The organism is Vibrio sp. 11-4(1) (assembly GCF_013048625.1).
Taxonomy (GTDB): Bacteria; Pseudomonadota; Gammaproteobacteria; order Enterobacterales; family Vibrionaceae; genus Vibrio; species Vibrio diabolicus.
Genome location: NZ_VHSY01000018.1, coordinates 13570 through 37266 on the forward strand (window position 1 = coordinate 13570; position 23697 = coordinate 37266).

General features: G+C 46.2%; 20 protein-coding genes. 12 read left to right on the plus strand and 8 right to left on the minus strand.

Features of this window, described 5'->3' with window-relative positions:
- Positions 1 to 151: 151 nt before the first annotated feature.
- Positions 152 to 787, plus strand: coding sequence for a tetratricopeptide repeat protein (locus FKN16_RS22435; protein ID WP_005387944.1), 636 nt, complete (start codon positions 152 to 154; stop codon positions 785 to 787).
- An 84-nt stretch (positions 788 to 871) separates the two neighbouring features.
- On the opposite strand, the gene hmpA is transcribed toward FKN16_RS22435, so the two are convergent.
- Positions 872 to 2056, minus strand: coding sequence for an NO-inducible flavohemoprotein (gene hmpA, locus FKN16_RS22440; protein WP_170903561.1), 1185 nt, complete (start codon positions 2054 to 2056; stop codon positions 872 to 874).
- A 157-nt stretch (positions 2057 to 2213) separates the two neighbouring features.
- Here hmpA and nsrR point away from each other — a divergent pair, with 157 nt between their 5' ends.
- The 5 genes from nsrR (at position 2214) to trpS (ending at position 7994) form a co-directional block, all read left to right on the plus strand.
- The gene (gene nsrR / locus FKN16_RS22445; RefSeq protein ID WP_170903562.1) at positions 2214 to 2639 is read left to right on the plus strand and encodes a nitric oxide-sensing transcriptional repressor NsrR; all 426 of its coding nucleotides are present in this window, start codon (positions 2214 to 2216) and stop codon (positions 2637 to 2639) included.
- 115 nt (positions 2640 to 2754) lie between these two features.
- Entirely contained in the window at positions 2755 to 5259 is a 2505-nt protein-coding gene (gene rnr / locus FKN16_RS22450) for a ribonuclease R (protein WP_170903563.1), read from the plus strand.
- A 70-nt stretch (positions 5260 to 5329) separates the two neighbouring features.
- Positions 5330 to 6076, plus strand: coding sequence for a 23S rRNA (guanosine(2251)-2'-O)-methyltransferase RlmB (rlmB, locus tag FKN16_RS22455; protein WP_005395369.1), 747 nt, complete (start codon positions 5330 to 5332; stop codon positions 6074 to 6076).
- Positions 6077 to 6175: 99 nt separating this feature from the next.
- Positions 6176 to 6862 (plus strand): phosphoglycolate phosphatase, encoded by a 687-nt coding sequence (locus tag FKN16_RS22460; RefSeq protein WP_005395368.1) that lies wholly within the window; start codon positions 6176 to 6178, stop codon positions 6860 to 6862.
- A 115-nt stretch (positions 6863 to 6977) separates the two neighbouring features.
- Positions 6978 to 7994 (plus strand): tryptophan--tRNA ligase, encoded by a 1017-nt coding sequence (trpS, locus tag FKN16_RS22465; protein WP_005395367.1) that lies wholly within the window; start codon positions 6978 to 6980, stop codon positions 7992 to 7994.
- Positions 7995 to 8049: 55 nt separating this feature from the next.
- Here trpS and FKN16_RS22470 read toward each other — a convergent pair whose 3' ends face one another.
- Entirely contained in the window at positions 8050 to 8424 is a 375-nt protein-coding gene (locus FKN16_RS22470; protein WP_012841336.1) for a hypothetical protein, read from the minus strand.
- 546 nt (positions 8425 to 8970) lie between these two features.
- On the opposite strand from FKN16_RS22470, the gene FKN16_RS22475 reads away from it, so the two are divergent.
- The 6 genes from FKN16_RS22475 (at position 8971) to FKN16_RS22500 (ending at position 17917) form a co-directional block, all read left to right on the plus strand.
- The gene (locus tag FKN16_RS22475; protein WP_170903564.1) at positions 8971 to 11925 is read left to right on the plus strand and encodes an ExeM/NucH family extracellular endonuclease; all 2955 of its coding nucleotides are present in this window, start codon (positions 8971 to 8973) and stop codon (positions 11923 to 11925) included.
- Positions 11926 to 12100: 175 nt separating this feature from the next.
- The gene (locus FKN16_RS22480) at positions 12101 to 12688 is read left to right on the plus strand and encodes an aminodeoxychorismate/anthranilate synthase component II (protein WP_164667100.1); all 588 of its coding nucleotides are present in this window, start codon (positions 12101 to 12103) and stop codon (positions 12686 to 12688) included.
- Positions 12689 to 13049: 361 nt separating this feature from the next.
- Entirely contained in the window at positions 13050 to 14261 is a 1212-nt protein-coding gene (locus FKN16_RS22485) for an aspartate aminotransferase family protein (RefSeq protein ID WP_005397689.1), read from the plus strand.
- 109 nt (positions 14262 to 14370) lie between these two features.
- The gene (astA, locus tag FKN16_RS22490) at positions 14371 to 15390 is read left to right on the plus strand and encodes an arginine N-succinyltransferase (RefSeq protein WP_085344615.1); all 1020 of its coding nucleotides are present in this window, start codon (positions 14371 to 14373) and stop codon (positions 15388 to 15390) included.
- 28 nt (positions 15391 to 15418) lie between these two features.
- Positions 15419 to 16876 carry a succinylglutamate-semialdehyde dehydrogenase gene (astD, locus tag FKN16_RS22495; RefSeq protein ID WP_170903565.1) on the plus strand — a complete coding sequence of 486 codons (1458 nt, stop codon included), beginning with the start codon at positions 15419 to 15421 and terminating at the stop codon, positions 16874 to 16876.
- A 249-nt stretch (positions 16877 to 17125) separates the two neighbouring features.
- Complete coding sequence (locus tag FKN16_RS22500; protein ID WP_170903566.1) at positions 17126 to 17917, plus strand: DUF1338 domain-containing protein; 792 nt, start codon at positions 17126 to 17128, stop codon at positions 17915 to 17917.
- Between the two features lie 145 nt (positions 17918 to 18062).
- Here FKN16_RS22500 and crp read toward each other — a convergent pair whose 3' ends face one another.
- The 6 genes from crp to FKN16_RS22530 form a co-directional block, all read right to left on the minus strand.
- Entirely contained in the window at positions 18063 to 18695 is a 633-nt protein-coding gene (gene crp / locus FKN16_RS22505) for a cAMP-activated global transcriptional regulator CRP (RefSeq protein WP_005381432.1), read from the minus strand.
- Positions 18696 to 18935: 240 nt separating this feature from the next.
- A complete protein-coding gene (locus FKN16_RS22510; protein ID WP_005397679.1) occupies positions 18936 to 19805 on the minus strand; it encodes a phosphoribulokinase in 870 nt (289 codons plus the stop codon).
- A 124-nt stretch (positions 19806 to 19929) separates the two neighbouring features.
- Positions 19930 to 20142: a YheU family protein gene (locus FKN16_RS22515; protein ID WP_005397677.1), complete on the minus strand. Its 213-nt coding sequence runs from the start codon at positions 20140 to 20142 to the stop codon at positions 19930 to 19932.
- 33 nt (positions 20143 to 20175) lie between these two features.
- Positions 20176 to 21183: a hydrolase gene (locus FKN16_RS22520; protein ID WP_170903567.1), complete on the minus strand. Its 1008-nt coding sequence runs from the start codon at positions 21181 to 21183 to the stop codon at positions 20176 to 20178.
- 87 nt (positions 21184 to 21270) lie between these two features.
- Positions 21271 to 21759 carry a TIGR02444 family protein gene (locus FKN16_RS22525; protein ID WP_005397673.1) on the minus strand — a complete coding sequence of 163 codons (489 nt, stop codon included), beginning with the start codon at positions 21757 to 21759 and terminating at the stop codon, positions 21271 to 21273.
- Positions 21756 to 23675, minus strand: coding sequence for an ABC transporter ATP-binding protein (locus FKN16_RS22530; protein ID WP_170903572.1), 1920 nt, complete (start codon positions 23673 to 23675; stop codon positions 21756 to 21758). Before FKN16_RS22530 ends, FKN16_RS22525 begins: the two co-directional genes overlap by 4 nt.
- Positions 23676 to 23697 lie beyond the last annotated feature (22 nt).

Consider the following 23697-nt stretch of genomic DNA (forward strand, 5'->3'; position numbering starts at 1 on the left):
CAGTGATTCTCATATGGCAAATTTTTGCCGCTGAGTCTAAGTCAGAGGCAAAAATTGTCTAAAGCTTAACTGGCTTTTGCCGATAAGGTTATCAAGCAGAGGAGATCCTTCATCGATCTTTGGTTTCTTAGATACCTTAAAGAGTACGTTTATGAAGTTACGAACAGTGGCTGCTTCACTGTTATTGACCTTGGTAGCTACCACAGCGAAAGCCAATGTTGCTGATGTGGGGGCGCCAGTTCCTATCTACACCGAAGCAGAGCTGATAAAGCTTATTGAGCAAAATAAGCACTTACAACGTGTGCGCGCTGATAACTGCCAGCTGGTGGAGGATATCGTTGCTCGTGCGACTCGAATTAACTTGCCCGCTTATGAATTTCTGTACGGCGACATGTTGGCGTGGGGTGTGTGTGTCGAGCAAGATGTCGAACTGGGCCTTTACTACATCGAAAATGCAGCACATCAGGGATTACCTGCCGCGCTAGAGCAGATTGGCCGATACTATTCGCGTGGCACTTTAGTGCAGCAAGATAAAGAACGAGCAATTCCTTACTTGCGAGAAGCCGCCTCAATGGGAAACCTAAATGCGCGTATTCATTTAGCCGAATTGCTCCTGCGTGATTACGGCAGCCCACTTGATTACGAAGATGCGTATCGTTGGTTATATAACTCTGTCACAGCAGATAAGCGGCAGCATAAGCGTATCACTGTATTGAGAAATGGCCTTGAGCAGCGCATGCCACAAAACGTTATTGCTCGAGCTAAACGGCGAGATACCTTTTGGTAACGTCTTATCAAGGCAAACAACTTCATACAACAAAGCCCACATAATGTGGGCTTTGTTGTTTTCCCGAAGAGTAATCTTGAGCGATTAAACGACTTTGTGTGGACCGAAGCATTCGTAATGGAATTGCTCTTGTGGTACGCCAAGTTCTAATAGTTGTTTCGCTACGTGCTGCATGAACCCGACAGGGCCACAGAAGTACACCTGCACGTTATCTTGCTTTAATGCGGCTTCAATTTCATACAGATTGACAAAACCCGTGAAGTGGAAGTCTTCACCTAGCTTGTCTTCTGCCGTTGGGTGGTTATACCAAACGAGCGCGTTCATGTTTTCTTTCGCCGCGACTAGTTGGTTCACGTGTTGCTTGAAAGCATGCTGTTGACCATTTTCTGTTGCATGAACCCAAGTTACAGGTGCTTGATGTACTGAGAGACTTTCTAGCATGGACAGCGTTGGCGTAAGTCCTACACCTGCAGAAATTAGAACAACGGGTGTTTGTGGTTCGGCATCCATAAAGAAATCACCGGCAGGGGCGGCAAGCTGCACTTTTTCGCCAATGTTCAGGTTATCGTGCAGGAAGTTCGATACTTTTCCGCCTTCTTCACGTTTTACTGAGATACGGTAGGTGTTCTCTTGGACCGCAGAAGATAGGCTATATTGGCGAATTTCTTGGTTTTCTAACTGGTCACTGTTGATATAGATGCCAAGATATTGTCCCGGTTTATACGGTGCCACTTTTTGGCCATCGGTTGGTTTAAACACAAAGCTGCAAATGTGTTCGCTCTCGATTTGTTTATCGACTAATTCAAATTCGCGTAGACCGCGCCAGCCGCCTTCCAAAGCTTCATTTTGTTGGTAAATTTGTTCTTCGCGCTGAATAAATACATTCGCAAGTACGCCGTAAGCCTCAGCCCAAGCATCCAACACTTCTTGACCTGGATTAAATAACTCATCAATCGTCGCAAGTAGATGTTTACCAACGATTTGGTACTGATCTTCTGTGATCAAAAAGCTCGTGTGTTTATGCGCAATTTTTTCTACTGCGCCAAGTAGAGCTGGCAAATTTTCAATATTGGCAGCATAGGCGCAGATGGCGTTGAATAGCGCTTCACGCTGATCGCCGTTACGCTGGTTACTCATATTAAAAATATCTTTCAACTCAGGGTTATGAGTAAACATACGTTCGTAAAAGTGCGCGGTCAGTTTTGGTCCCGTTTCGGCGATAAGTGGTGCGGTCGCTTTGACGATCTCGATGGTTTGATTGCTGAGCATAAGGGCTTCCTACTTTAAGTTGTATTTATAATGCATGTTTAAAGTTGTATCTCAAATGTATCTTTCGATCAAGAAAAGATTTACACTTTTATCGATAGCTCAAGTTTGGCGTTTTAGTGTCACCAGCGAGTTATTGAGTCGCACTTTGGGAGAGAATATGCAGTTAACGAGCTTTACTGATTATGCGTTGAGAACCTTAATTTTCTTGGCTTCGTTGCCGGAAGATGAGTTAACTAATATCACTGAAGTGACGGATTTATTTGGTGTGTCACGTAACCATATGGTCAAAGTTATCAACCGTTTAGGGCAACTAGGTTATGTCCACACCGTGCGTGGAAAAAACGGTGGTATTCGGCTGATGAAATCTGCTTCTGAAATCACAGTAGGTGGTGTGGTGCGAGATTTAGAGCCGTTAGATTTGGTCAATTGCGGCGTAGATTTTTGCCATATTACCCCTGCCTGTCGTCTCAAAGATAAATTGGCAAAAGCAAAAAGTGCCTTTTTGGCGGAGCTGGATGATTGCACGATCGAATCCTTGCTGAGCGACAATTCTGAGTTGTTGATCTTACTGGCTCGTCCTTAACTCATTTGCACGTCTAGAGTCGATCTCGGTCATTCTTTTTTCAAAGCAATTCTGTAGCTTATCGAGAGACTCAGATATACTAGCCATATACCTTCCTTGCTAGATAGGCGTGCCTATGTCAGACAATATTCCAAACGATCCTTTTGCAGATCGTGAATCCAAAAATTACGAAAATCCAATTCCAAGCCGAGAGTTTATCATCGAGTTTCTAGAGCAAGCGGGCGTTCCAATGAATCGCAACGACTTGTTTGAGGCACTAAAGCTTGAGGGCGAAGAGCAATACGAAGGGTTGCGTCGTCGGCTACGTGCGATGGAGCGAGATGGTCAACTGGTGTTTACCCGCCGTCAGTGCTACGCATTGCCTGAAAAACTTGAAATGGTGAAAGGTTACGTGATTGGTCATCGTGATGGCCACGGTTGGGTGCGTCCAGAAGGCAGCGTCGGCAAGGATGATGATATTCTGTTACCGCACCATCAAATGAAGAACATCATCCACGGTGACTTTGTTTTAGTGCAACCTACAGACAACAGCAAGCGCGGTCGTCGTGAAGGGCGCTTGGTTCGAGTGTTAGAGGAGCGTAATGATCAAATCGTCGGTCGTTTCTTCCTCGAATATGGTTATTCCTATGTTGTTCCTGATGACTCGCGTATCAGCCAAGATATTCTGATCCCAAATGAGCACAAAGCGGGTGCACGCATGGGTAACGTGGTCGTGATTGAAATTACTGATCGTGGATCACGCTCACGCGGCATGATGGGTAAAGTGGTTGAAGTCCTTGGTGAAAATATGGCACCAGGTATGGAAACACAAATTGCGATTCGTACACACCAAATCCCTCACGAGTGGCCAGAAGCCGTCGATAAACAAATCGAAAACTTAGGCGAAGAAGTACCAGAAGAAGCCAAAGTTGGTCGTGTGGATCTACGTGAGTTACCACTTGTGACCATTGACGGCGAAGACGCACGAGACTTTGATGATGCCGTTTACTGTGAAAAGAACAAAGAAGGTGGTTGGCGTTTATGGGTAGCGATTGCTGACGTCAGTTACTACGTTCGCCCTGACTCTGCGCTGGATAAAGAAGCCATCAACCGTGGTAACTCGGTGTACTTCCCATCGCAAGTAGTGCCAATGCTACCGGAAGTGCTATCAAATGGTTTGTGTTCACTTAACCCACAAGTTGATCGCTTGTGTATGGTGTGCGAAATGACCATCTCAGAGACGGGTAAACTATCGGGCTACAAGCACTACGAAGCCGTGATGAACTCGCACGCTCGTCTCACATATAGCAAAGTGAGCGCGATTCTAGAAGGGGATGAAGAACTACGTGAGCGCTACCAGCCGCTTGTTTCTCATCTAGAAGAGCTGCACAAGATGTACAAAGTGCTGAAAGATGCACGAGATCAACGCGGTGCAATCGAATTTGAAACCGTTGAAACCAAGTTTATCTTCAATGCGGAACGTAAAATCGAAAGCATTGAGCCAGTGATTCGTAATGACGCGCACAAGATCATCGAAGAATGTATGATTTTAGCCAACATTGCTTCGGCATCGCTGGTAGAAAAAGCGAAAGAGCCTGCGCTCTATCGTATCCACGAATCTCCAGGTGAATTACGCCTGCAAGGTTTCCGTGACTTCTTAAGTGAACTTGGTCTTGAGCTAAAAGGTGGTCTAGAGCCTTCACCAACGGACTATGCTGATCTCGCACGTCAAATCTCTGGGCGTCAAGATCAAGAGTTGATTCAAACCATGCTGCTGCGCTCAATGAAGCAAGCGGTATACAACGCAGATAACGCGGGGCACTTTGGATTGGCACTGAAACGCTATGCGCACTTTACGTCGCCAATTCGTCGTTACCCTGACCTGTTACTTCACCGTGCAATCAAGTATCTGATTGCGAAAGAAGAAGGTCGTAATCAAGATCGCTGGACACCAACGGGTGGCTACCATTACTCATTCGATGATATGGACTTTTACGGTGAACAATGTTCGATGACAGAGCGCCGTGCGGACGATGCCACACGTGATGTTGCGGATTGGCTGAAGTGTGAATATATGCAAGACCACGTCGGTGATGAGCTAGACGGTGTGATTGCTAATGTCACTAGCTTTGGCTTCTTTGTACGTTTAACGGATTTGCACATCGATGGTTTGGTGCATATTTCTACCCTTGCGAACGACTACTATCAATTTGACCCGATTGGTCAACGACTTATTGGTGAAAGTTTCGGTAACATCTATCGCTTAGGTGATGCAGTAAAAGTAAAAGTACTGGCTGTTAACCTCGATGATAAGCAAATTGACTTTGAATTGGTCGAAACAAGTCGTAAGCTACGCGGTGAAGGTAAGACTGCGAAGAAACGCGCAGCGGAAGCAAAACGCAAAGCGAAAGATAAAAAACGCGCTGCGACTCGCTCTTCATCGAAAGAAGGTGGCGCGCCTCGCGCAGTTCCTGCGATAGAGCCAACTAAGCGTCCAGAAGAAACGGGCGCAGTGAGTAAGCGCAATGGCCCAAAACGTGATGACGCCGAAGGCAAAAAGAAGCCTAAAGTGAAAAAAGCACGTAAAAAAAAGCCACACAGTAAGCCGAAGAAAACCAAGCGCACTAAAAAAGAAGCGTAGTAGGCTGAAGCGCCAGCTCAGTTCAAACTCGGCTGGCGCAGGCAATACGACCCGAACAACAGGTTAAACAATGAGTAACGAATTTATCTACGGCATTCACGCAGTGAAAGCGGTATTGGAGCGCGAACCAGAGCGTTTTATCGAGGCATACGTTTTAAAAGGTCGTCAAGATGATCGCCTAATGCCAATCCTAAATGATCTTCAGGTTTGTGGTGTCTCTATTCAACAAATGACGCGTAAAACTCTGGATGATAAAGCGCGTGGTGCAAATCACCAAGGCATCATTGCTCGCGTAAAACCAGCAAAACAGCTGAACGAGAACGACATTGATGACATCTTAGCGCAGCATGAATCACCGCTACTGTTAGTGCTGGATGGTGTGACGGACCCGCACAACCTTGGTGCGTGTTTGCGTAACGCAGACGCAGCAGGCGCTGCGGCGATCATTGTACCGAAAGATCGCTCGGCACCAATGAATGCCACGGTAAGTAAAGTAGCATGTGGCGCTGCAGAGGTTGTGCCTTTGATTCGTGTAACCAACCTTGCACGTACAATGCGTACGCTACAGGAAAAAGGGATTTGGTTTGTGGGTACGGCTGGTGAAGCTACGCACGACATTTATCAAGCTAAGCTTACTGGTCCTCTTGCTATCGTGATGGGTGCTGAAGGTGATGGTATGCGTCGTCTTACTCGCGAAACCTGCGATGATTTAATTAAGATCCCTATGGCGGGCAGTGTATCAAGCTTGAACGTATCAGTGGCTTCTGGTATCTGTTTGTTTGAAGCGGTTCGTCAGCGTTTGGCTGCCCAAAAATAAGGCGAGCACACTAAGCGTCGCTGAGTGTGACACTGAGTGACATCAAGATTAAGCACACAGGATGGGGAACCATCCTGTGTTATTTTAGCTAGGGAATTTATGACCCAACAAGATATTAAATTGATTGCTTTTGATCTGGATGGAACACTGCTTGATAGCGTGCCAGATCTTGCCGTAGCGGCCGATCAAGCAGTTCAGGCGTTAGGCTATCCTTCTGTATCAGAAGAGCAGGTGCGTGATTACGTTGGTAATGGTGCTGATATATTGATTGGACGTGCATTAAGCCAAAGCATGACCATCAGCAGTGATTTGAGTGATGAGCTGCGTGCTAAAGCGCGTGAGCTGTTTGATGAATACTACAAGCAAAGCGGCCATAAGCTAAGTCACCTTTACCCAACAGTAAAAGAGACGCTTGAAGAGCTACACCAAGCTGGTTTTACGATGGCGATTGTGACGAACAAGCCCTCGAAATTCGTACCAGAAATTCTAGAGCAGCATGACATCGCCAAGTACTTCGTAGACGTATTAGGTGGTGACGCGTTTCCAGAGAAAAAACCAAACCCGGTGGCGCTGAACTGGCTAATGGAAAAGCACCAGGTAAAACCAGCAGAGATGCTGATGGTTGGTGATTCGAAAAACGATATCTTGGCGGCGAAAAATGCGGGTTGTGCTTCATTTGGTTTAACTTACGGTTATAACCATGGCGAGCCCATTTCAGCTTCGAACCCTGACGTAGTGGCGAACCGCCTCGCGGAATTACTGGAAGTCGTCGCTGTTTCTGCATAACGGCAACAAAAGATCTTCCAAAATACTTGTTAATGAGTACACTGAGTAAACCGTGCGCTAAAAGCCGCACGGTTTTTCATTTTAATTAGATTAAGAAGTCAAAGGAATCATTCTAATGAGCAAACCCATTGTATTGAGTGGTGTTCAACCGTCAGGTGAACTAAGTATCGGTAACTACTTGGGTGCTCTACGTCAATGGCAGCAGATGCAAGACGATTATGATTGCCAATACTGTGTAGTAGACCTTCATGCGATTACGGTTCGTCAGGATCCTAAAGCACTGCATGAAGCGACATTAGACGCACTGGCAATTTGTCTGGCAGTTGGTGTTGATCCGAAGAAGAGCACGCTATTTGTTCAGTCACACGTACCAGAGCATGCTCAACTTGGTTGGCTTCTTAACTGTTACACGCAAATGGGTGAGCTGAGCCGTATGACTCAGTTTAAAGACAAATCGGCACGTTACGCGAATGACGTAAACGTGGGTCTGTTTGATTACCCTGTGTTGATGGCAGCAGATATTTTGCTTTACGGCGCACACCAAGTACCAGTTGGTAGCGACCAGAAACAGCACCTTGAGTTAGCGCGTGATATCGCAACGCGTTTTAACAACATCTACTCACCAGAGAGTCCGATTTTTACCGTTCCCGAGCCGTACATTCCAACAGTCAATGCACGTGTGATGAGTCTTCAAGACGCGACGAAGAAAATGTCGAAGTCAGATGACAACCGTAAGAACGTGATTACTCTGCTTGAAGAGCCAAAGTCGATTATCAAGAAGATCAACAAGGCGCAAACAGACACCGAAACCCCACCAAGCATTCGCCATGATATCGAGAACAAAGCGGGTATCGCGAACCTAATGGGACTTTACTCTGCGGCGACAGGAATGAGCTTTGAAGATATCGAAGCCAAGTACAAAGGCGTAGAAATGTATGGTCCATTTAAGAAAGATGTTGGCGAGGCGGTTGTAGCAATGCTTGAGCCAATTCAAGCAGAATACCATCGTATTCGCGCTGATCGTGCTTACATGGATGAGGTAATGCAGCAAGGTGCTGAAAAAGCATCGGCTCGCGCCGCTGAAACGCTGAAGAAAGCATACAAAGCGGTAGGCTTTGTCGCTCGCCCATAGTTGCTAAGAATAGATTACAAAAAGCTCCACGTTAGTGGAGCTTTTTTTATGCTTTTTACTGGAATGGCGTGTCTTTCATGCAACGTTCCATATCGTAATATTCAACACGTCCTCGAGCACCTAAAAAGGCGGACTTCACCACCATGCCTCTATCAATGAAGTAACTGAGCTGCACGCATGATATATCGTAGCTAAGTTCTTTAATTCTCGCTGGGATCCAGTAGGTTCCTGGTGTTCTTAGACGCTGGGTAAAAGTAATAACACCCTCGTCACTGACCTCTAACTCTTCAATTCCATCCAGCTCATTTTTGGCTGATTCGATGATGTTTTGATTCGCGGTAGGTTGAAGTGGCTCACTGGCGGTCAACTGACATCCCGTTATCAAGCCAAGTAAGAAGAGAGCTAGCGCACTGCGTTGAATTTTTTTCATTTATCGTTCCTGAGTTTACAGCTAATGAGATCTTAATGTCTCGCGCAGGAGTTATATCTTTTGTGTATGAATTTGGCTAGTGAATAAGGAGAAGTTATTGAGCAAATGATGAAAATTTTGAAGTATGAGGGTCATGCGTAAGAAAAAGCCGAGCGAATAATTGGTGACTTAAGTTTAAACATGGCTATAAAAATGAAAATCACAGCTTTCTAAATTAGTGATTAATTATATTTTCATTTATAACAAAGTGAGCTTGGTTAATAAGCCACTTCACGAGCGATGTATTTTCTACTCCTTAACATGAAGTGAAAAAATAAACTGAGTAATTAATCTAAATTTTGATTTGTTTATCAATAGCGTTCTGTATTTATTACAAAAAATGTTTGAATGGGATGTTCTGGCATATTTTCTTACATTCACATGTGATTCATTTCACGGCTTTAATTGCTCATTCTTATTTATTTCATAAATAAACCTGATAGTAGACGCAAATGGTAGGCTCTGATCAGAGCTAAGTTTGCATTTACATAAATATCAGGTATGACAATGGACACGTTAATCAAACCCTCAATACTCGCACTAACCATCGCCAGTGCACTTAGCGCAAACGCGAACGCAGAGATTATTATTTCCCAGTATGTGGAAGGCGGCGCTTATAATAAAGCGGTCGAGATCGCCAATACAGGTGATACTGCGGTGACACTCACAGGCTATGAATTAGCAAAATCTTCGAATGGTGGCGGCTCGTGGGGCAGCACTCTTGATCTTAGTGACGTAACGTTACAAGCGAAGCAAGTGTATGTGCTTGCTCATGGCGATGCGAGCGAAGCAATAAAGGCGGTTGCGGATTACACTGATAAAAATGTAGCGAACTTTAACGGCGACGATCCGTTGGCACTTCTTAAAGATGGGGAAGTGCACGATATATTAGGTGTGATGGGGGACGTGGATTTCGCTAAAGACACCACGTTAGTTCGTAACAGTGATGCGCTTACACCTTCAACTACCTACCAATCCACTCAGTGGACAGCCTTACCTAAAGATAATATTGATGGTTTAGGAGAATTAAATACAACTGAGCCATCTGCGCCATTTGCTTGTGAAGTAGATGGACAAGAACCAGCCTTTACCACCATCCAAGAGATTCAAGGTGAAGGTGCTTCTTCTCCATTTATTGATGGCTACCCTTACATCACGACCGAAGATCACTTCGTAACTGGTGTGGTCAGTGCTGTAACAACAGGCTTAACTAAAGGCTTCTACCTGCAAGCACTTGAGAATGATGGCAACGACAAGACATCTGAAGGTTTGTTTATTCACACCGATGTTGCCGATACAGAGCTGAAAGCTGGTGATGTTGTTTGTGTGAAAGGGAAAGTACAAGAGTACTACAGCAACACTCAGCTTTCTTCTGATGCAAACAGTTATGTAAAAACAGGCACATCAAACGCCTCTTTGGTTACTCCGTTAACGATTAAGGAAGGGGAAACACTACGTGATGCACTAGAGCGTCATGAAGGTATGCAAGTTGAGCTCAGCTCGGCTAGCGAACTTTTCGTTACTCGTAACTTTTCTTACGATTATGATTCTCGACGCAACAACATGATGTTGTCTCATGAAGCACCGTTGTTTAAGCCGACTCAATTGCATGCAGCAGAGAGTGACGCTGCGGTTGCCCTTGCCAAAGAGAATGCCGCCAACCGTATTTACTTGGAATCGGATAGCAAAGCGCCAAATGGTCAAATCCCATATTTCCCAACGTTTGCACAAGATCTTGACCAAAATGGCTCTTCAGAGCAGCACATTCGCCTAGGCTCTCGTGTCGAAGGCCTGCAAGGTGTTGTGGCTTACAGCTACAACGAGTACCGCCTAATTGCGACCAATGAAGTTGATAGCAGCAACTTTGTCACGTCAGGTGATGACTTTGACGTTGCGCGTAAAGCGGCGCCAGCCATAGCCGATTCTGATTTACGAGTAGCGAGCTTCAACGTTCTTAACTACTTCACTTCAGTTGCTGACAGCGGGCACGACAACCCAACCGGGCAAAATCGTGGCGCGACAAACCTTGATGAGTTCTTGATCCAGCAAGCGAAAATAGTTTCAGCGATGAATAAGATGGACGCGGACATCATTGGCTTGATGGAAGTGGAAAATAACGGCTTTGGTGATGGTAGTGCTATCCAAAACTTGGTTGATGCTTTAAACGCTGAGATTGATGACGTGGAAGATCATTACACGTATGTCGAAATCGAAGAGCAAGACAAATACCAAGAGGAATACTTTGGCAGTGATGCGATCATGGTTGCGATCTTATATCGTGCTAACGCAGTAACACCAAAAGAAGCAGCAAAAGTCATTGTGACGCCAGAGCAACACATTGCAGAGAACACCATTACTCGTAAAGAGGGCACTGAAAGTAACCCTGCATACGACAAATATCAACGCCATAGCTTATTACAGACCTTTACAGTGAAAGAGACTGGCGAAGATCTTTCAGTGGTCGTGAACCACTTTAAATCGAAAGGTTCTGAATGTATTGAAGAGTGGATTGCTGGTGTAGAAGACTCAGAACCCGCGGATCTGCAAGGTAACTGCAACAACTTCCGTGTTTCTGCTGCGAAAGTCGTTGGTGAAGCGCTGAAAGATATTGATGGCGATGTGCTCGTCATGGGCGATTTGAACGCTTACGGCAAAGAAGATCCGTTACTTACCCTCACTGATTACTCACAAGAGAAATACGGCCGTGATATCTACACTGCCGCTTACACAACCATTGGTGGCGGTGAGCTTCAAGTAGAGAAAACCAAGATTGAAAAAGGCTACGGTCTGCACAATTTAAACACCTTGCTGCATGGCGCTGATACGTTCTCGTACACCTATTCAGGTGAGTTGGGGAACTTGGACCATGCATTGGCAAGCAGCGGTTTAGCGCAAAAAGTGGTGGCGATTGAAGATTGGCACATCAACTCTCTAGAAAGTAACTTGTTTGAATACAGCAGCAAATACACGGGTGACATGCCGAAGTACAAAGATGCGTTCTCAGCGTCTGATCATGATCCAGTGATTATTGCTATTGATTTGCCAGATGATGATATCGATTTACCGAAAGCGGGTGAAAACTTAGCTATTGATGTACGTCTACCACCAACTGCGGTTGCGGGCGATATTGTGACAGTGAACTTAACAGCATCCACACAAGCGGCCGCGACAAGCAGTGATGCAAAAGTTTACTCGGCTAGCCAAACCTTGACTCAAACTGACATTGACGCACGCAGTGTGAATATTGAGTTTGAACAAGCGCCAGAACAAGGTAATTACCAGTTAGAAGAGAAAGTGACAGACTCGACAGGCAACGTCGTTAAGTTTAGCTCTGTTCGTGATGTTTCAATGACGCAAGCCGAAACGGGTGCAGAAGGTTCGAAGGATTCAGATGGTGGTTCGTTTGGTTTTGGCGCGCTACTCGCGATGCTTGGACTTGGCTTACTACGTCGCCGCAACTAAGCCTTTGTCTCCTAAAATACAGCTGTAAAGACCAAAGGCCAGCCGATGCTGGCCTTTTTATTGCACAAAGACTTGCCTTTCTAGTTTGGTGTTGCAAAATACCGCCCTTAATTGTCGCAAACCAGACAATCATCTCTTAAGTCTTGCCTAAACGGATTGGAGCAGCTGACACTCTATGTTGTTGATCATCGATAACTACGATTCTTTCACTTACAACCTCTACCAATACTTTTGCGAGCTTGGCGCTAGTGTAAAAGTCGTGCGTAACGATGAAATCGACATTCAAGGGATTGAAGCGTTGAACCCAACTCACTTGGTGATCTCACCTGGACCGTGTACGCCAAACGAGGCAGGTATCTCTCTACAAGCTATAGAATACTTCGCTGGTAAGCTTCCAATATTGGGTGTTTGCCTTGGTCATCAAGCGATAGCGCAAGTGTTTGGTGGGGAAGTCGTGCGCGCCCGACAAGTGATGCATGGGAAAACGTCACCTATTCGTCACAATGGTCGCAGTGTGTTTAAAAACCTGAATAACCCACTCACCGTAACCCGTTATCACTCTCTCGTGGTGAAAAACGGTACGTTACCCGATGTGTTTGAACTGACCGCATGGACTGAGCTGCCGGATGGAAGTATGGACGAAATCATGGGTTACCAACATAAAGCTCTGCCAATTGACGCAGTGCAGTTTCACCCAGAATCGATCAAAACAGAGCAAGGTCACGAGTTGCTCGCGAACTTTTTAGCACGTAAAGCGATCTGATCGCGATCACTTTTCTTAACAAATCATTCATCTTTTTGCCGAGGTGAGTGGATTGCAAAACTATGCGGTTCATTCTGGCCTCTTTGTCTATTCATGTCTTTTTAAACCTTCTATCCCCTGTATTACATAACATTTATAAAAAATCGCTTCTCTATTTTACTTTCTTGATGCATAAATAGTCACAAGCAGTGATTAATGGAAGTTGCTTTCGAGAACGAAAAGAATAAATCACTATTGAAATGGTTAATTAAATGTAAATACAATGCCGCAATAGCTTAAATGCAAAACATTATTTGCTGGCAAAGAGAGCCGGTTAAATTCGCTTATCTGCTACGCATGCGGTATCAAGAAGGAATGTGCAATGACAACGGAAATTAAAGTAGAGCGCGGTTTATTCGATGAGGTAATGGTACCTTGCTATAACCCGATGGAAATGATCCCTGTTAAAGGTGAAGGTTCACGTGTTTGGGATCAGGAAGGTAATGAATATATCGACTTTGCTGGTGGTATTGCAGTGAGCTGTCTTGGCCATTGTCATCCAGTAATGGTAAACGCATTAACAGAGCAAGCTAACAAGCTTTGGCACTTAAGTAACGTGATGACGAACGAACCAGCCCTTCGTCTGGCGAAAAAGCTAACAGAAGTGAGCTTTGCTGAGCGCGTATTCTTTGCTAACTCTGGCGCAGAAGCGAACGAAGCGGCACTTAAGCTGGCACGTCGTTACGCTGCTGACGTACATGGCGCTGAGAAATCAGAAATCATTGCATTCAAACAAGGTTTCCACGGTCGTACGTTCTTCACCGTAACGGTTGGTGGTCAAGCGGCTTACTCTGACGGTTTTGGTCCTAAGCCTGGTGACGTTACTCACTTACCTTACAATGATATCGAAGCACTGCAGGCACACATGTCTGATCGCACATGTGCGGTGATGATGGAGCCACTACAAGGTGAAGGCGGCATCGTGCCACCAACGCCTGAGTTTGCTCAAGCAGTACGTGAGCTGTGTGACAAACACAACGCGCTACTGATCTTCGATGAAGTGCAAACCGGTAATGGTCGTACAGGTAACTTCTACGCTTACCAAGGTTTAGGTATTACACCTGATATTCTAAGCACCGCGAAATCACTCGGTGGCGGCTTCCCAATCGGTGCAATGCTGACTACTGCAAAATTAGCAGAGCACATGAAAGTCGGTACGCACGGTTCAACATACGGCGGTAACCCACTCGCGTGTGCTGTAGCAGAAGCAGTTGTGAACGAAGTTACTAAGCCTGAAGTGTTGGCTGGTGTGCTAGAACGCGAAGCGATGTTCCGCGAAGGTCTAGAGAAGATCAATGCTAAGTACAACATCTTCTCAGAAGTTCGTGGTCAAGGCCTATTGCTTGGCGCTGCACTAAATGAAGAATGGCAAGGCCGCGCACGTGATGTTCTCGTCGCTGCAGGCAAACAAGGTCTCATGGTATTGGTTGCGGGTGCCAATGTCGTACGTTTCACACCATCACTCGTTATTACACAACAAGAAATTGAAGAAGGCTTGGCGAAACTGGATAAAGCGATCGCGACTTTAGTTTAAGCGCGATATCAGTTTCAACGTCAACGCAGACACCCCCGTCAAGGATCTCTGATGGGGGAATTGTTCCTACAATATAGTTAGGATCTTCTTGCATCTGGAGGGAGTATTGATGCTAGTAGTTCGCCCTATCGCGATGTCGGATTATGACGCGCTGCACACTTGTGCGGTGGAGTCTGGTCACGGATTTACATCTCTACCGGTTAACGAAGAACTGTTAACCAATCGAATCAAACACTCAGAGTACAGCTTTGGTAAGCCAGATGTGGCAGAACCAGGTGATGAAGGCTACCTGATGGTCGGCTTTGACTCTGAAACGGGTGAGGTTGCGGGTACCACCGGAATCGAAGCATCTATCGGCTGGGATGTCCCATTTTACTCGTATCACATTAGTAAAGTGGTGCACTCGTCACCAAAGCTTGGCGTCAATAATGTCGTCAAACTGCTTACTTTTGGTAATAACTACACGGGTAACAGCGAAATTTGTACCTTGTTCTTGCGTGAGAAATTCCGCCAAGGTCTGAATGGTCGTCTAATGTCGAAGTGTCGTTTCCTCATGATGGCTGAGCACCCAGAGCGTTTCTCTGAAACGATCTTTGCGGAGATGCGTGGTGTTTCAGACGACGAAGGCAACTCGCCGTTCTGGCAATGGTTACAAGAGCATTTCTTCTCCATCGATTTCACGCTTGCGGATTACCTCACAGGTATCGGCAAGAAAGGCTTTATTGCTGACTTAATGCCGAAGCTGCCTATTTACATCAACCTGTTGAGTCCAGAAGCGCAAGCCGTGATTGGTCAAGTACATGACAATACTCGCCCAGCATTAAAGCTGCTTGAGCGTGAAGGCTTCACTAACCGTGGCTACGTGGATATTTTCGATGCGGGTCCAACCGTTGAATGTGACTTACGCAATATTGAATCGGTACGTCACTCGTTCCGTGCGCAAGTGAAAATTGCACAACATAGCAGTACGCAAGACTTCTTGATGTGCAACTCATCGTTCGAAAACTTCCGCGCAGCAGTCACCAAAGCGGCGTATGACCCTGAAACACAAAGCGTCATGATCGCACCAGACGTTGCGGATGCACTTTTGGTTGAGGAAGGGGATTTTGTTCGCCTTCTTCCGCAGTAACAGACGATAGAATTTAAGGATAGAAACAATGACACATTGGATTGCAGGTGAATGGGTACAAGGTCAGGGTGAAGCATTTACGTCTCTGTCGCCTTACAACCAAGAAGTGATCTGGCAAGGCAACGGTGCAACGGCAGAGCAGGTGAATCAAGCGGTATCTGCAGCGCGTGAAGCGTTTATTGACTGGAAAAAACGCCCATTTGCAGAGCGTGAAGCGATCGTGTTGGCTTTTGCTGAGAAAGTAAAAGAGAACAGCGAGAAAATCGCCGAAGTCATTGCCAAAGAAACTGGTAAGCCAATTTGGGAAACGCGCACTGAAGCAGCGGCAATGGCAGGTAAAATTGCAATCTCTATTCGTGCTTACCATGACCGCACTGGTGAAGCGAGCCGTGAAGCGGCGGGCAACCAAATTGTGTTGCGTCATCGCCCACTGGGCGTGATGGCGGTATTTGGGCCATATAACTTCCCTGGTCACCTACCAAATGGTCACATTGTGCCTGCGTTACTAGCGGGTAACACCGTTGTGTTCAAGCCATCCGAGCAAACGCCTTGGACTGGCGAGCTAGCTATGAAACTTTGGGAAGAAGCAGGTCTGCCGAAAGGCGTGATCAACCTTGTCCAAGGTGCGAAAGAAACCGGTATTGCGCTTGCTGATGCGAAAGGCATTGATGGCGTACTGTTCACGGGCAGCGCGAACACGGGGCATGTATTGCACCGTCAATTTGCGGGTCAACCAGACAAGATGTTAGCACTAGAAATGGGTGGTAATAACCCGATGGTGATCTCTGATAAATACGGTGATTTGGATGCCACGGTGTACACCATCATCCAGTCAGCGTTTATCAGTGCTGGTCAACGTTGTACGTGTGCTCGTCGTTTGTACGTGCCATTGGGTGAGAAAGGTGATGCGCTCATCACGAAACTGGTTGAAGCGACGAAGAATATTCGCGTAGACCAACCATTTGCAGAGCCTGCGCCATTTATGGGGCCGCAAATCTCCGTTGCCGCAGCCAAGTTCATTCTCGATGCACAAGCGAACCTTCAATCACTTGGTGGTGAAAGCTTGATTGAAGCTAAAGCAGGAGAGGCGGCGTTTGTTTCTCCGGGCATTATTGATGTAACGAACATTGCTGACCTGCCAGATGAAGAGTACTTCGGTCCACTTCTGCAAGTGGTGCGTTACGAAGGGCTAGAAAAAGCCGTAGAACTGGCGAACGACACGCGTTTTGGTCTCTCAGCTGGTTTAGTTTCAACTGACGACCAAGAATGGGAATACTTCGTTGACCATATTCGTGCAGGGATCGTGAACCGTAACCGCCAGCTCACAGGTGCAAGTGGTGATGCGCCATTTGGTGGTCCTGGTGCGTCAGGTAACCTACGTCCAAGCGCTTATTACGCAGCAGACTACTGTGCGTACCCGATGGCATCAATGGAAGGTCAAGAGACTATCTTGCCTGCAACATTAAGCCCAGGTGTGGCGCTATAAGTTTTAATAACAGAGTCGCAACCATGTATTGCGGCTCACCTTGCCGGCGAATCATTTAGGTATGGGTTGTAGTGATCGTTGGCAGAACACGGAAAGTGAGCAAAGACTCGGAAAAGCGTGTTGACTGACTGGCATTTACCGTCACAGGTTGATGGCTGCCCGTTCATTATTCTGGACAACTTTTCGTTGTGAACGAGCAGTCAACTTCCGCTTACCTTTTAACTCTACATCTCGTAACAAGGAGTCGTTATGACGCCCGATGTGTTATTTGAATCGCTATGGCAAGATTACATTCAACGTCTTTGCCCTTCTGCTGCGAAAGTACATCAGCTGCTTCAAGAAGATGAGCCTCTGATTAATGATCATATAGCTTTACGTACCTTCAATATTGCGCCTCTTGGTATCGAAACCTTAGCTAAACCATTTGTAGCCATTGGCTACCAGGCATGTGGTGACTACGTTTTCGAAAGTAAAAAGCTGGTTGCTAAACACTATGAGCACCCTGATCCGAAGCAACCTAAAGTCTTTATTAGTGAGCTAAAAGTTGAGGAGTGTTCGCCTGAGCTGCAAGAGATTGTGAAAAAGCTGGTGGCACAAGTCGATGCAGGCAAGCTGAACGATAGCGCATTCTTACATGGTGGACGCTTGTGGGATTTAAGCTTTGCTGACTACCAAACGTTGGCTAAAGAAAGTGAGTATGCATCTTGGTTGGCTGCGCATGGTTACGGCGCAAACCACTTCACGGTGAGCGTTAACCAGCTCAATGAATACGAAGAAGTGAAGCAAGTAAACGATCACTTACGTACGGCCGGATTTACCATTAATGAAAACGGTGGGGAAGTGAAGGGCACTCCTGAGGTGCTGCTAGAACAATCATCGACCATGGCGGATAAAGTGGCGGTTTGCTTTAGCGAAGGCACTGAAATTATCCCTGGTGGCTTTTACGAGTTTGCTAAGCGCTACCCGATGGAAAATGGTGAGCTGTACCCAGGTTTTGTGGCGGCTTCAGCGGACAAAATCTTTGAAAGTACGAATGGCTAACTTTTAGGGTTAACCTTTCGGCTAACCAACTTGCTCATTAGTCTTTTGTTGCTCTGAGCTCAATGTGGTTACAAGACAAATAAAAAGCCACCAATGACGCCATTGGTGGCTTTTATAATTTTGTTCGCGTCACTCTGGTTTGAGATTAACGAGTACCGTAAACCACGATAGTTTTACCGTGCGCAGAGATTAGGTTCTGCTCTTCTAGCATCTTCAAGATACGACCTACTGTCTCACGAGAACAGCCAACGATTTGACCGATTTCTTGACGAGTGATCTTGATTTGCATGCCGTCTGGGTGAGTCATTGCGTCTGGTTGTTTTGCAAGGTTCAGAAGCGTCTGAGCGATACGACCAGTCACGTCTAGGAACGCCAGGTCACCCACTTTTTGGCTAGTTACTTGAAGACGACGAGCCATCTGCGCAGAAAGGCGCATTAGGATGTCTGGGTTTACTTGGATAAGCTGACGGAATTTCTTGAAAGAAATTTCAGCAACTTCACAAGGAGATTTAGCACGAACCCAAGCTGTGCGCTCTTGGTCTTCCTCGAATAGACCAAGTTCACCAATAAAGTCTCCTTGGTTTAGGTAAGAAAGGATCATCTCCTTACCTTCTTCGTCTTTGATAAGAACCGCAACAGAACCTTTAACGATGTAGTACAAAGTTTCTGCCTTTTCGCCCGCGTGAATTAGCGTGCTCTTTGAAGGGTACTTATGAATATGACAGTGTGAAAGAAACCACTCTAATGTTGGGTCGGTTTGAGGTTTACCTAGAACCATAATATCTCACTTCCTCTGCAGGGTACGCTTGCGCTATCCATATTTTAGCTAAGCCTGAATTAGGCCTACTAGAATAAGAGCACTTTTTATATGCTGCAAGCTCTCTTGTGTTTCGGTAAGAAATAGTATCCTTTTTCGAAAACGATTTCTTGATTTTAATCGTGCCATGATTGAGATTTTGTAAGCAAAACTGTGCACATGATCACGGTATGAAAAGTAAACATCTTCGCAGGCAGGTTTTTAGCCAATTTTCCCTGTTTCGATGAGCTGTTGTAGGATAGGCCGAACTATGAGCTCCATTGCAAAGCTCATCTTACCGCCTGGCACGACAATTGTGTTGTGGCGTGACATGAATGAGCCATCAATCATAGCTAGGAGATATGGGAAGTCGACTTTCTTTATCCCACGCAAGCGAATTACGACAAAGCTCTCATCTAGGCTTGGGATACCTTTCGCGTTAAGTGGGTTAGAGGTATCGACCGTTGGGACGCGCTGAAAGTTAATATGAGTGCGAGAAAATTGTGGCGTGATGTAGTTAAGATAATCGTCCATCGAGCGCACGATAGAATCCATTACTGCTTCTCGTGAATGACCGCGGTCACGAGTATCACGCACAAACTTTTGGATCCACTCTAAGTTTACGATTGGTACCATACCAATCAAGAAATCCACATGCTGCGCGACATTAACATCGCCATCCACAACACCGCCGTGCAAGCCTTCATAGAAGAGAACGTCACTGTTCTCCGGTAAGTCCTGCCACGGTGTGAAGGTACCAGGCATTTGATTATAAGGTACGGCCTCGTCAAAGGTGTGTAGGTAGCGACGTACGCTGCCTGCGCCATCGTGACCATATTTACGGAAAAACTCTTCCAATCCTGGAAAGTCATTAGCTTGAGGGCCAAAGTAGCTAATGTGTCGACCTTGCTCGCGCGCTTTACGGATTTCTATATCCATTTCAGGGCGAGTAAAGCGATGGAAGCTGTCGCCTTCAACCCATGCGGGTTTAACGTTCATCATATTGAACATCTTACGGAAGGCTTCAGATGTAGTGGTCGTGCCGGCACCGGATGAACCAGTAACCGCAATAATTGGGTGTTTAGCTGACATGACAAACCTTGTCGAAAATTACTTACCTGTAATGTGCAGTAGGCTGCTACTGCACGGTCGATAACCCACTATAGCACGTAACAATGCCTTGTCATTGAGTGGGGTACGGTAAAATGTGAAGGGTCTAAAATTTTGTTTTTACCTGAATATCGACGGTTTCGTGCAGTTCAGAGAACACGATAACCGCTTCGCCTTTTTCTAATTGAGTTTTTACTTGATCCACTTTGTCTTGCAAAGAAACCTCGACGGTTCCGTAATCCGTGCCTTCACGTAAGACGAATTCACGAATTAAGTTTTCCAATGTTTCTGGCGCAATGTCTTGCCATGGAATGATCATAAATACCTCGAACTTTTATGATGAGCGGCTAGTTTACTGCTTTCGCTGCTTGGATACAGCAGAAAGGTAATCTGCGGCAATACTTTCGTAATACGCTGGCAGCGCTTCTTCCAACCAAAATTTCGGCTTGAGCGCTGAACCGGTAAGGAAACCAACATGCCCACCGTGCTCAAAGAGACGGTAATCAATATTATCTGGCAGAACAAATTTCGGGATCACATCGTCGGTCATGAATGGATCGTCTTTGGCGTGAATGATCAGTGTCGGTAGCGTGATCTGTTGTAATTTACTTAAGCCAGAACATTGATCGTAATAATCTTGTGCGTCTTTAAAACCGTGCAGTGGTGCCGTGATCAAATCATCGAATTCATACAATCGTGTAACACGTTTTATTGAGTTGTAGGACAAAGCGAGCTCGCCATGCAACAAGTGATGTTTTTGCAACGCGTTGCGTTTGAGCGAAGAGAGCAGGTAACGGCGATACACTTTCGAAAAGCCTTGTTCAATACGGTTCGCACACGCTGCTAGGTCTAAAGGCGCTGAGATAATGGTCGCCGCATTCAAAATGGGGTGGTCTTTGTATTGGGCTAAATAATTCGCCAACATGTTACCGCCAAGAGAAATACCGACCGCAACTTTGGGGTTATCAGGAAAGCGTTGCTCAAGGTGCTCTAAGAAGTGGCGGGCGTCAGTCACTTCACCAGAATGATAGGCGCGAGCTTTCTTGTTTGGCTTACCGCTACAACCGCGGAAATGCATCATCACCGACAGCCATCCGGATTGAGCAAATGCATTCATTAGGCCATTGGCGTAAGGGCTATAGAAGCAGCCTTCTAGTCCATGAAATAAAACAAAAACCGGCTTTTTTTGCGCAGGTTCTTGGGTTGGGTCCTCGCTCCATGCGAGATCGAGAAAGTCGCCATCGGATGTATCGAGGGTTTGCCAAATCGGCGTAAACAACGCTTTTTTGCGAATAAAACGCGGTAAAAGCGTTTGAAGATGCGGGTTTTTGATCCCGGCGGCTGCGAAAAATTGTGTCATACCTAACTGCTCTTATGCGGTTCTTCGGTGTCAGTTGAAGAACTTATTAATATAATCCTTTATAAAGATTATAGGTATTCTACAGATTTATGGGCGTTTTGGTGGGTGAATGTTTGGCACCGGAATAGCAAAGGCCTGTTGCAAATGCTCACCACCAAGTTGACGACAGTATCTCAGCGTGAGTGGGGCGCCATCATTTTTGACCAGCGTGAGCGAGTTAATGCAGTTCACCAAATCCGCTTGTTGCTGCTTTTCTAGTTGCAGCTCAAACTGCAAGGTTTCACGATATAAAGCGTCATTGACTTGAGACTTAAGATGGCGACGTAAGTCGCGAAAAGAGTGCAATAAGGTTTCGCTTCGGCCCAGACAGCTTTGTACCAGAGGCCAGTCTTTTTCTTGGAAAATGAGTTGCTGCTCATCGAGCCATCTGAGCAGCAGGAGTAGGTTCACGTTGCCGTGATAATTGTTCTGCAATGATAAACACGCTTCTTTCACTTCTCGCACACCATAAAACTGCAGACTGAACTGCCAAAGGTGTTCTAGGGTGAGTGTGTATTCAGCGTGTTGATTACTCATTGATTAAACTCTAGCTCCATCTGCTCCAGTTCTTCCTGAGCAGACATCCATTCCATTTCAATTTCTTCGAGCTCTGCCTTACTAGAAGCTTGAAGAGCCAGCACTTGGTTAAGTTTAGCTTTATTTTCGGCTTCATACAGTGAGTTATCTGCCAATTGTTCTTCAGCTTCGGCCAGTGCAGCACCTAACTTATCCATTTTATTTTCTAATTGTGTCAGCGTTTTGCGAATTGGCGCCGTCTGCTTACGAAATTCTGCATCGCGACGTTTCTGCTCTTTTTTCGCTGCCGCGCTGTTGGCGCTATCTTTGGCTGGCTGTGCAGCTTGTGCTTCTTTGCGTTCCGCTCTTTGTTGCTCAGTTAACCATTTGTAGTAGTCGTTTAAGTCACCATCGAACGGCGCAACTTGACGATCATGCACCAAGTACAAGTCATCGGTTGTAGCACGCAGTAAGTAGCGATCGTGCGAAACAATCACCATTGCACCTTCGAACGTTTGCAGTGCCATCGTCAATGCCTGACGCATGTCCAAATCCAAGTGGTTGGTTGGTTCATCAAGTAGCAACAGGTTTGGCTTTTGCCACACAATTAAGGCCAGCACTAAACGGGCTTTTTCACCACCCGAAAACGGCGCGACTTTCTCCAGTGCTTTGTCGCCTTGGAAGCCAAAGTTGCCTAGGTAATCACGTAGCTGTTGTTCGGTTTGATCCGGCGCGATCTGCATCATGTGTTGCAGCGGCGTTTCCTCTGGGTGCAGCGTTTCTAATTGATGCTGAGCAAAGTAACCTATTTTTACGCCTTGTGAGTAAGTCAGATCGCCACCTTGCGCGTTAAGCTCGCCAGAGAGCAATTTGATCAAGGTCGATTTACCTGCGCCATTACGGCCGAGTAGACCAATGCGACTGCCAGGAACCAAGTTCAAGCGGATCTTCTCTAAGATCAGGTTGTCACCGTAGCCTGCCGATACTTCATCCATCATCATGATTGGGTTTGGCAGCGCCGCGGGCTCACGGAATTGGAAGCTAAATGGGTTATCGAATTGAGCGGGTAACACTTTCTCCATGCGCTCCAAAGCTTTAATACGGCTTTGAGCCTGGCGTGCTTTAGAGGCTTTATAACGGAAACGGTCGATGTAGCTTTGCATGTGCGACATCTGTTTCTGTTGCTTCTCGAACATCGCTTGCTGCAGCACCATTTTTTGTGCTCGTTGGTTTTCGAACGACGAATAGTTACCCGTGTATTCGTTCAATTGTTGGTTTTCGATGTGAATAATACGGCCAACAATGGGGTCAAGGAAGTCACGGTCGTGCGAGATCAGGATCAGTGTGCCTGGGTAGTTTTGTAGCCAACGTTCAAGCCACATCACCGCGTCTAAGTCCAAGTGGTTGGTTGGCTCATCGAGTAGCAATAAGTCAGAACGGCACAATAGCGCCTGGGCTAGGTTAAGGCGCATACGCCAACCACCTGAGAATTGAGTCAAACTCCAACTCATTTGCTCTTGGCTGAAACCTAAACCGTCGAGCAATTCTGCCGCGCGAGCGCGAATGCTATAACCGCCGATGGTTTCAATTTTACCGTGGATCTCGGCAACCAAGGTGCCGTTGTCTTGTGCTTCCGCTTCAGCCAACTGCTTTTCGAGCGCTCGGTACTCGCGATCACCATCAATGACGTATTCCAGTGCAGTGCGCTCTAGCGCAGGCGTTTCCTGTGCGACCCAGGCCAACTCCCAATGTTGAGGTTGGCTAAATGAGCCTGCATCAATCGACAGTTCATCTTTCAGCAATGCAAATAGCGTTGATTTACCGCAGCCGTTTTTGCCCACAAGACCGACTTTATCGCCAGGATGGATAGTCGCTGAAGCTTGATCTAAAAGAGGTTTACCGCCACGCAGTAACTGAATATCAGAGAAGGTAATCATAAAGTTTTCATTCACTTTGCGC

Coding starts and splice junctions, on each gene's coding strand:
- FKN16_RS22435 (WP_005387944.1), top strand. CDS start 152: ATGAAGTTACGAACAGTGGCTGCTTCACTGTTATTGACCTTGGTAGCT.
- hmpA (WP_170903561.1), bottom strand. CDS start 2,056: ATGCTCAGCAATCAAACCATCGAGATCGTCAAAGCGACCGCACCACTT.
- nsrR (WP_170903562.1), top strand. CDS start 2,214: ATGCAGTTAACGAGCTTTACTGATTATGCGTTGAGAACCTTAATTTTC.
- rnr (WP_170903563.1), top strand. CDS start 2,755: ATGTCAGACAATATTCCAAACGATCCTTTTGCAGATCGTGAATCCAAA.
- rlmB (WP_005395369.1), top strand. CDS start 5,330: ATGAGTAACGAATTTATCTACGGCATTCACGCAGTGAAAGCGGTATTG.
- FKN16_RS22460 (WP_005395368.1), top strand. CDS start 6,176: ATGACCCAACAAGATATTAAATTGATTGCTTTTGATCTGGATGGAACA.
- trpS (WP_005395367.1), top strand. CDS start 6,978: ATGAGCAAACCCATTGTATTGAGTGGTGTTCAACCGTCAGGTGAACTA.
- FKN16_RS22470 (WP_012841336.1), bottom strand. CDS start 8,424: ATGAAAAAAATTCAACGCAGTGCGCTAGCTCTCTTCTTACTTGGCTTG.
- FKN16_RS22475 (WP_170903564.1), top strand. CDS start 8,971: ATGGACACGTTAATCAAACCCTCAATACTCGCACTAACCATCGCCAGT.
- FKN16_RS22480 (WP_164667100.1), top strand. CDS start 12,101: ATGTTGTTGATCATCGATAACTACGATTCTTTCACTTACAACCTCTAC.
- FKN16_RS22485 (WP_005397689.1), top strand. CDS start 13,050: ATGACAACGGAAATTAAAGTAGAGCGCGGTTTATTCGATGAGGTAATG.
- astA (WP_085344615.1), top strand. CDS start 14,371: ATGCTAGTAGTTCGCCCTATCGCGATGTCGGATTATGACGCGCTGCAC.
- astD (WP_170903565.1), top strand. CDS start 15,419: ATGACACATTGGATTGCAGGTGAATGGGTACAAGGTCAGGGTGAAGCA.
- FKN16_RS22500 (WP_170903566.1), top strand. CDS start 17,126: ATGACGCCCGATGTGTTATTTGAATCGCTATGGCAAGATTACATTCAA.
- crp (WP_005381432.1), bottom strand. CDS start 18,695: ATGGTTCTAGGTAAACCTCAAACCGACCCAACATTAGAGTGGTTTCTT.
- FKN16_RS22510 (WP_005397679.1), bottom strand. CDS start 19,805: ATGTCAGCTAAACACCCAATTATTGCGGTTACTGGTTCATCCGGTGCC.
- FKN16_RS22515 (WP_005397677.1), bottom strand. CDS start 20,142: ATGATCATTCCATGGCAAGACATTGCGCCAGAAACATTGGAAAACTTA.
- FKN16_RS22520 (WP_170903567.1), bottom strand. CDS start 21,183: ATGACACAATTTTTCGCAGCCGCCGGGATCAAAAACCCGCATCTTCAA.
- FKN16_RS22525 (WP_005397673.1), bottom strand. CDS start 21,759: ATGAGTAATCAACACGCTGAATACACACTCACCCTAGAACACCTTTGG.
- FKN16_RS22530 (WP_170903572.1), bottom strand. CDS start 23,675: ATGATTACCTTCTCTGATATTCAGTTACTGCGTGGCGGTAAACCTCTT.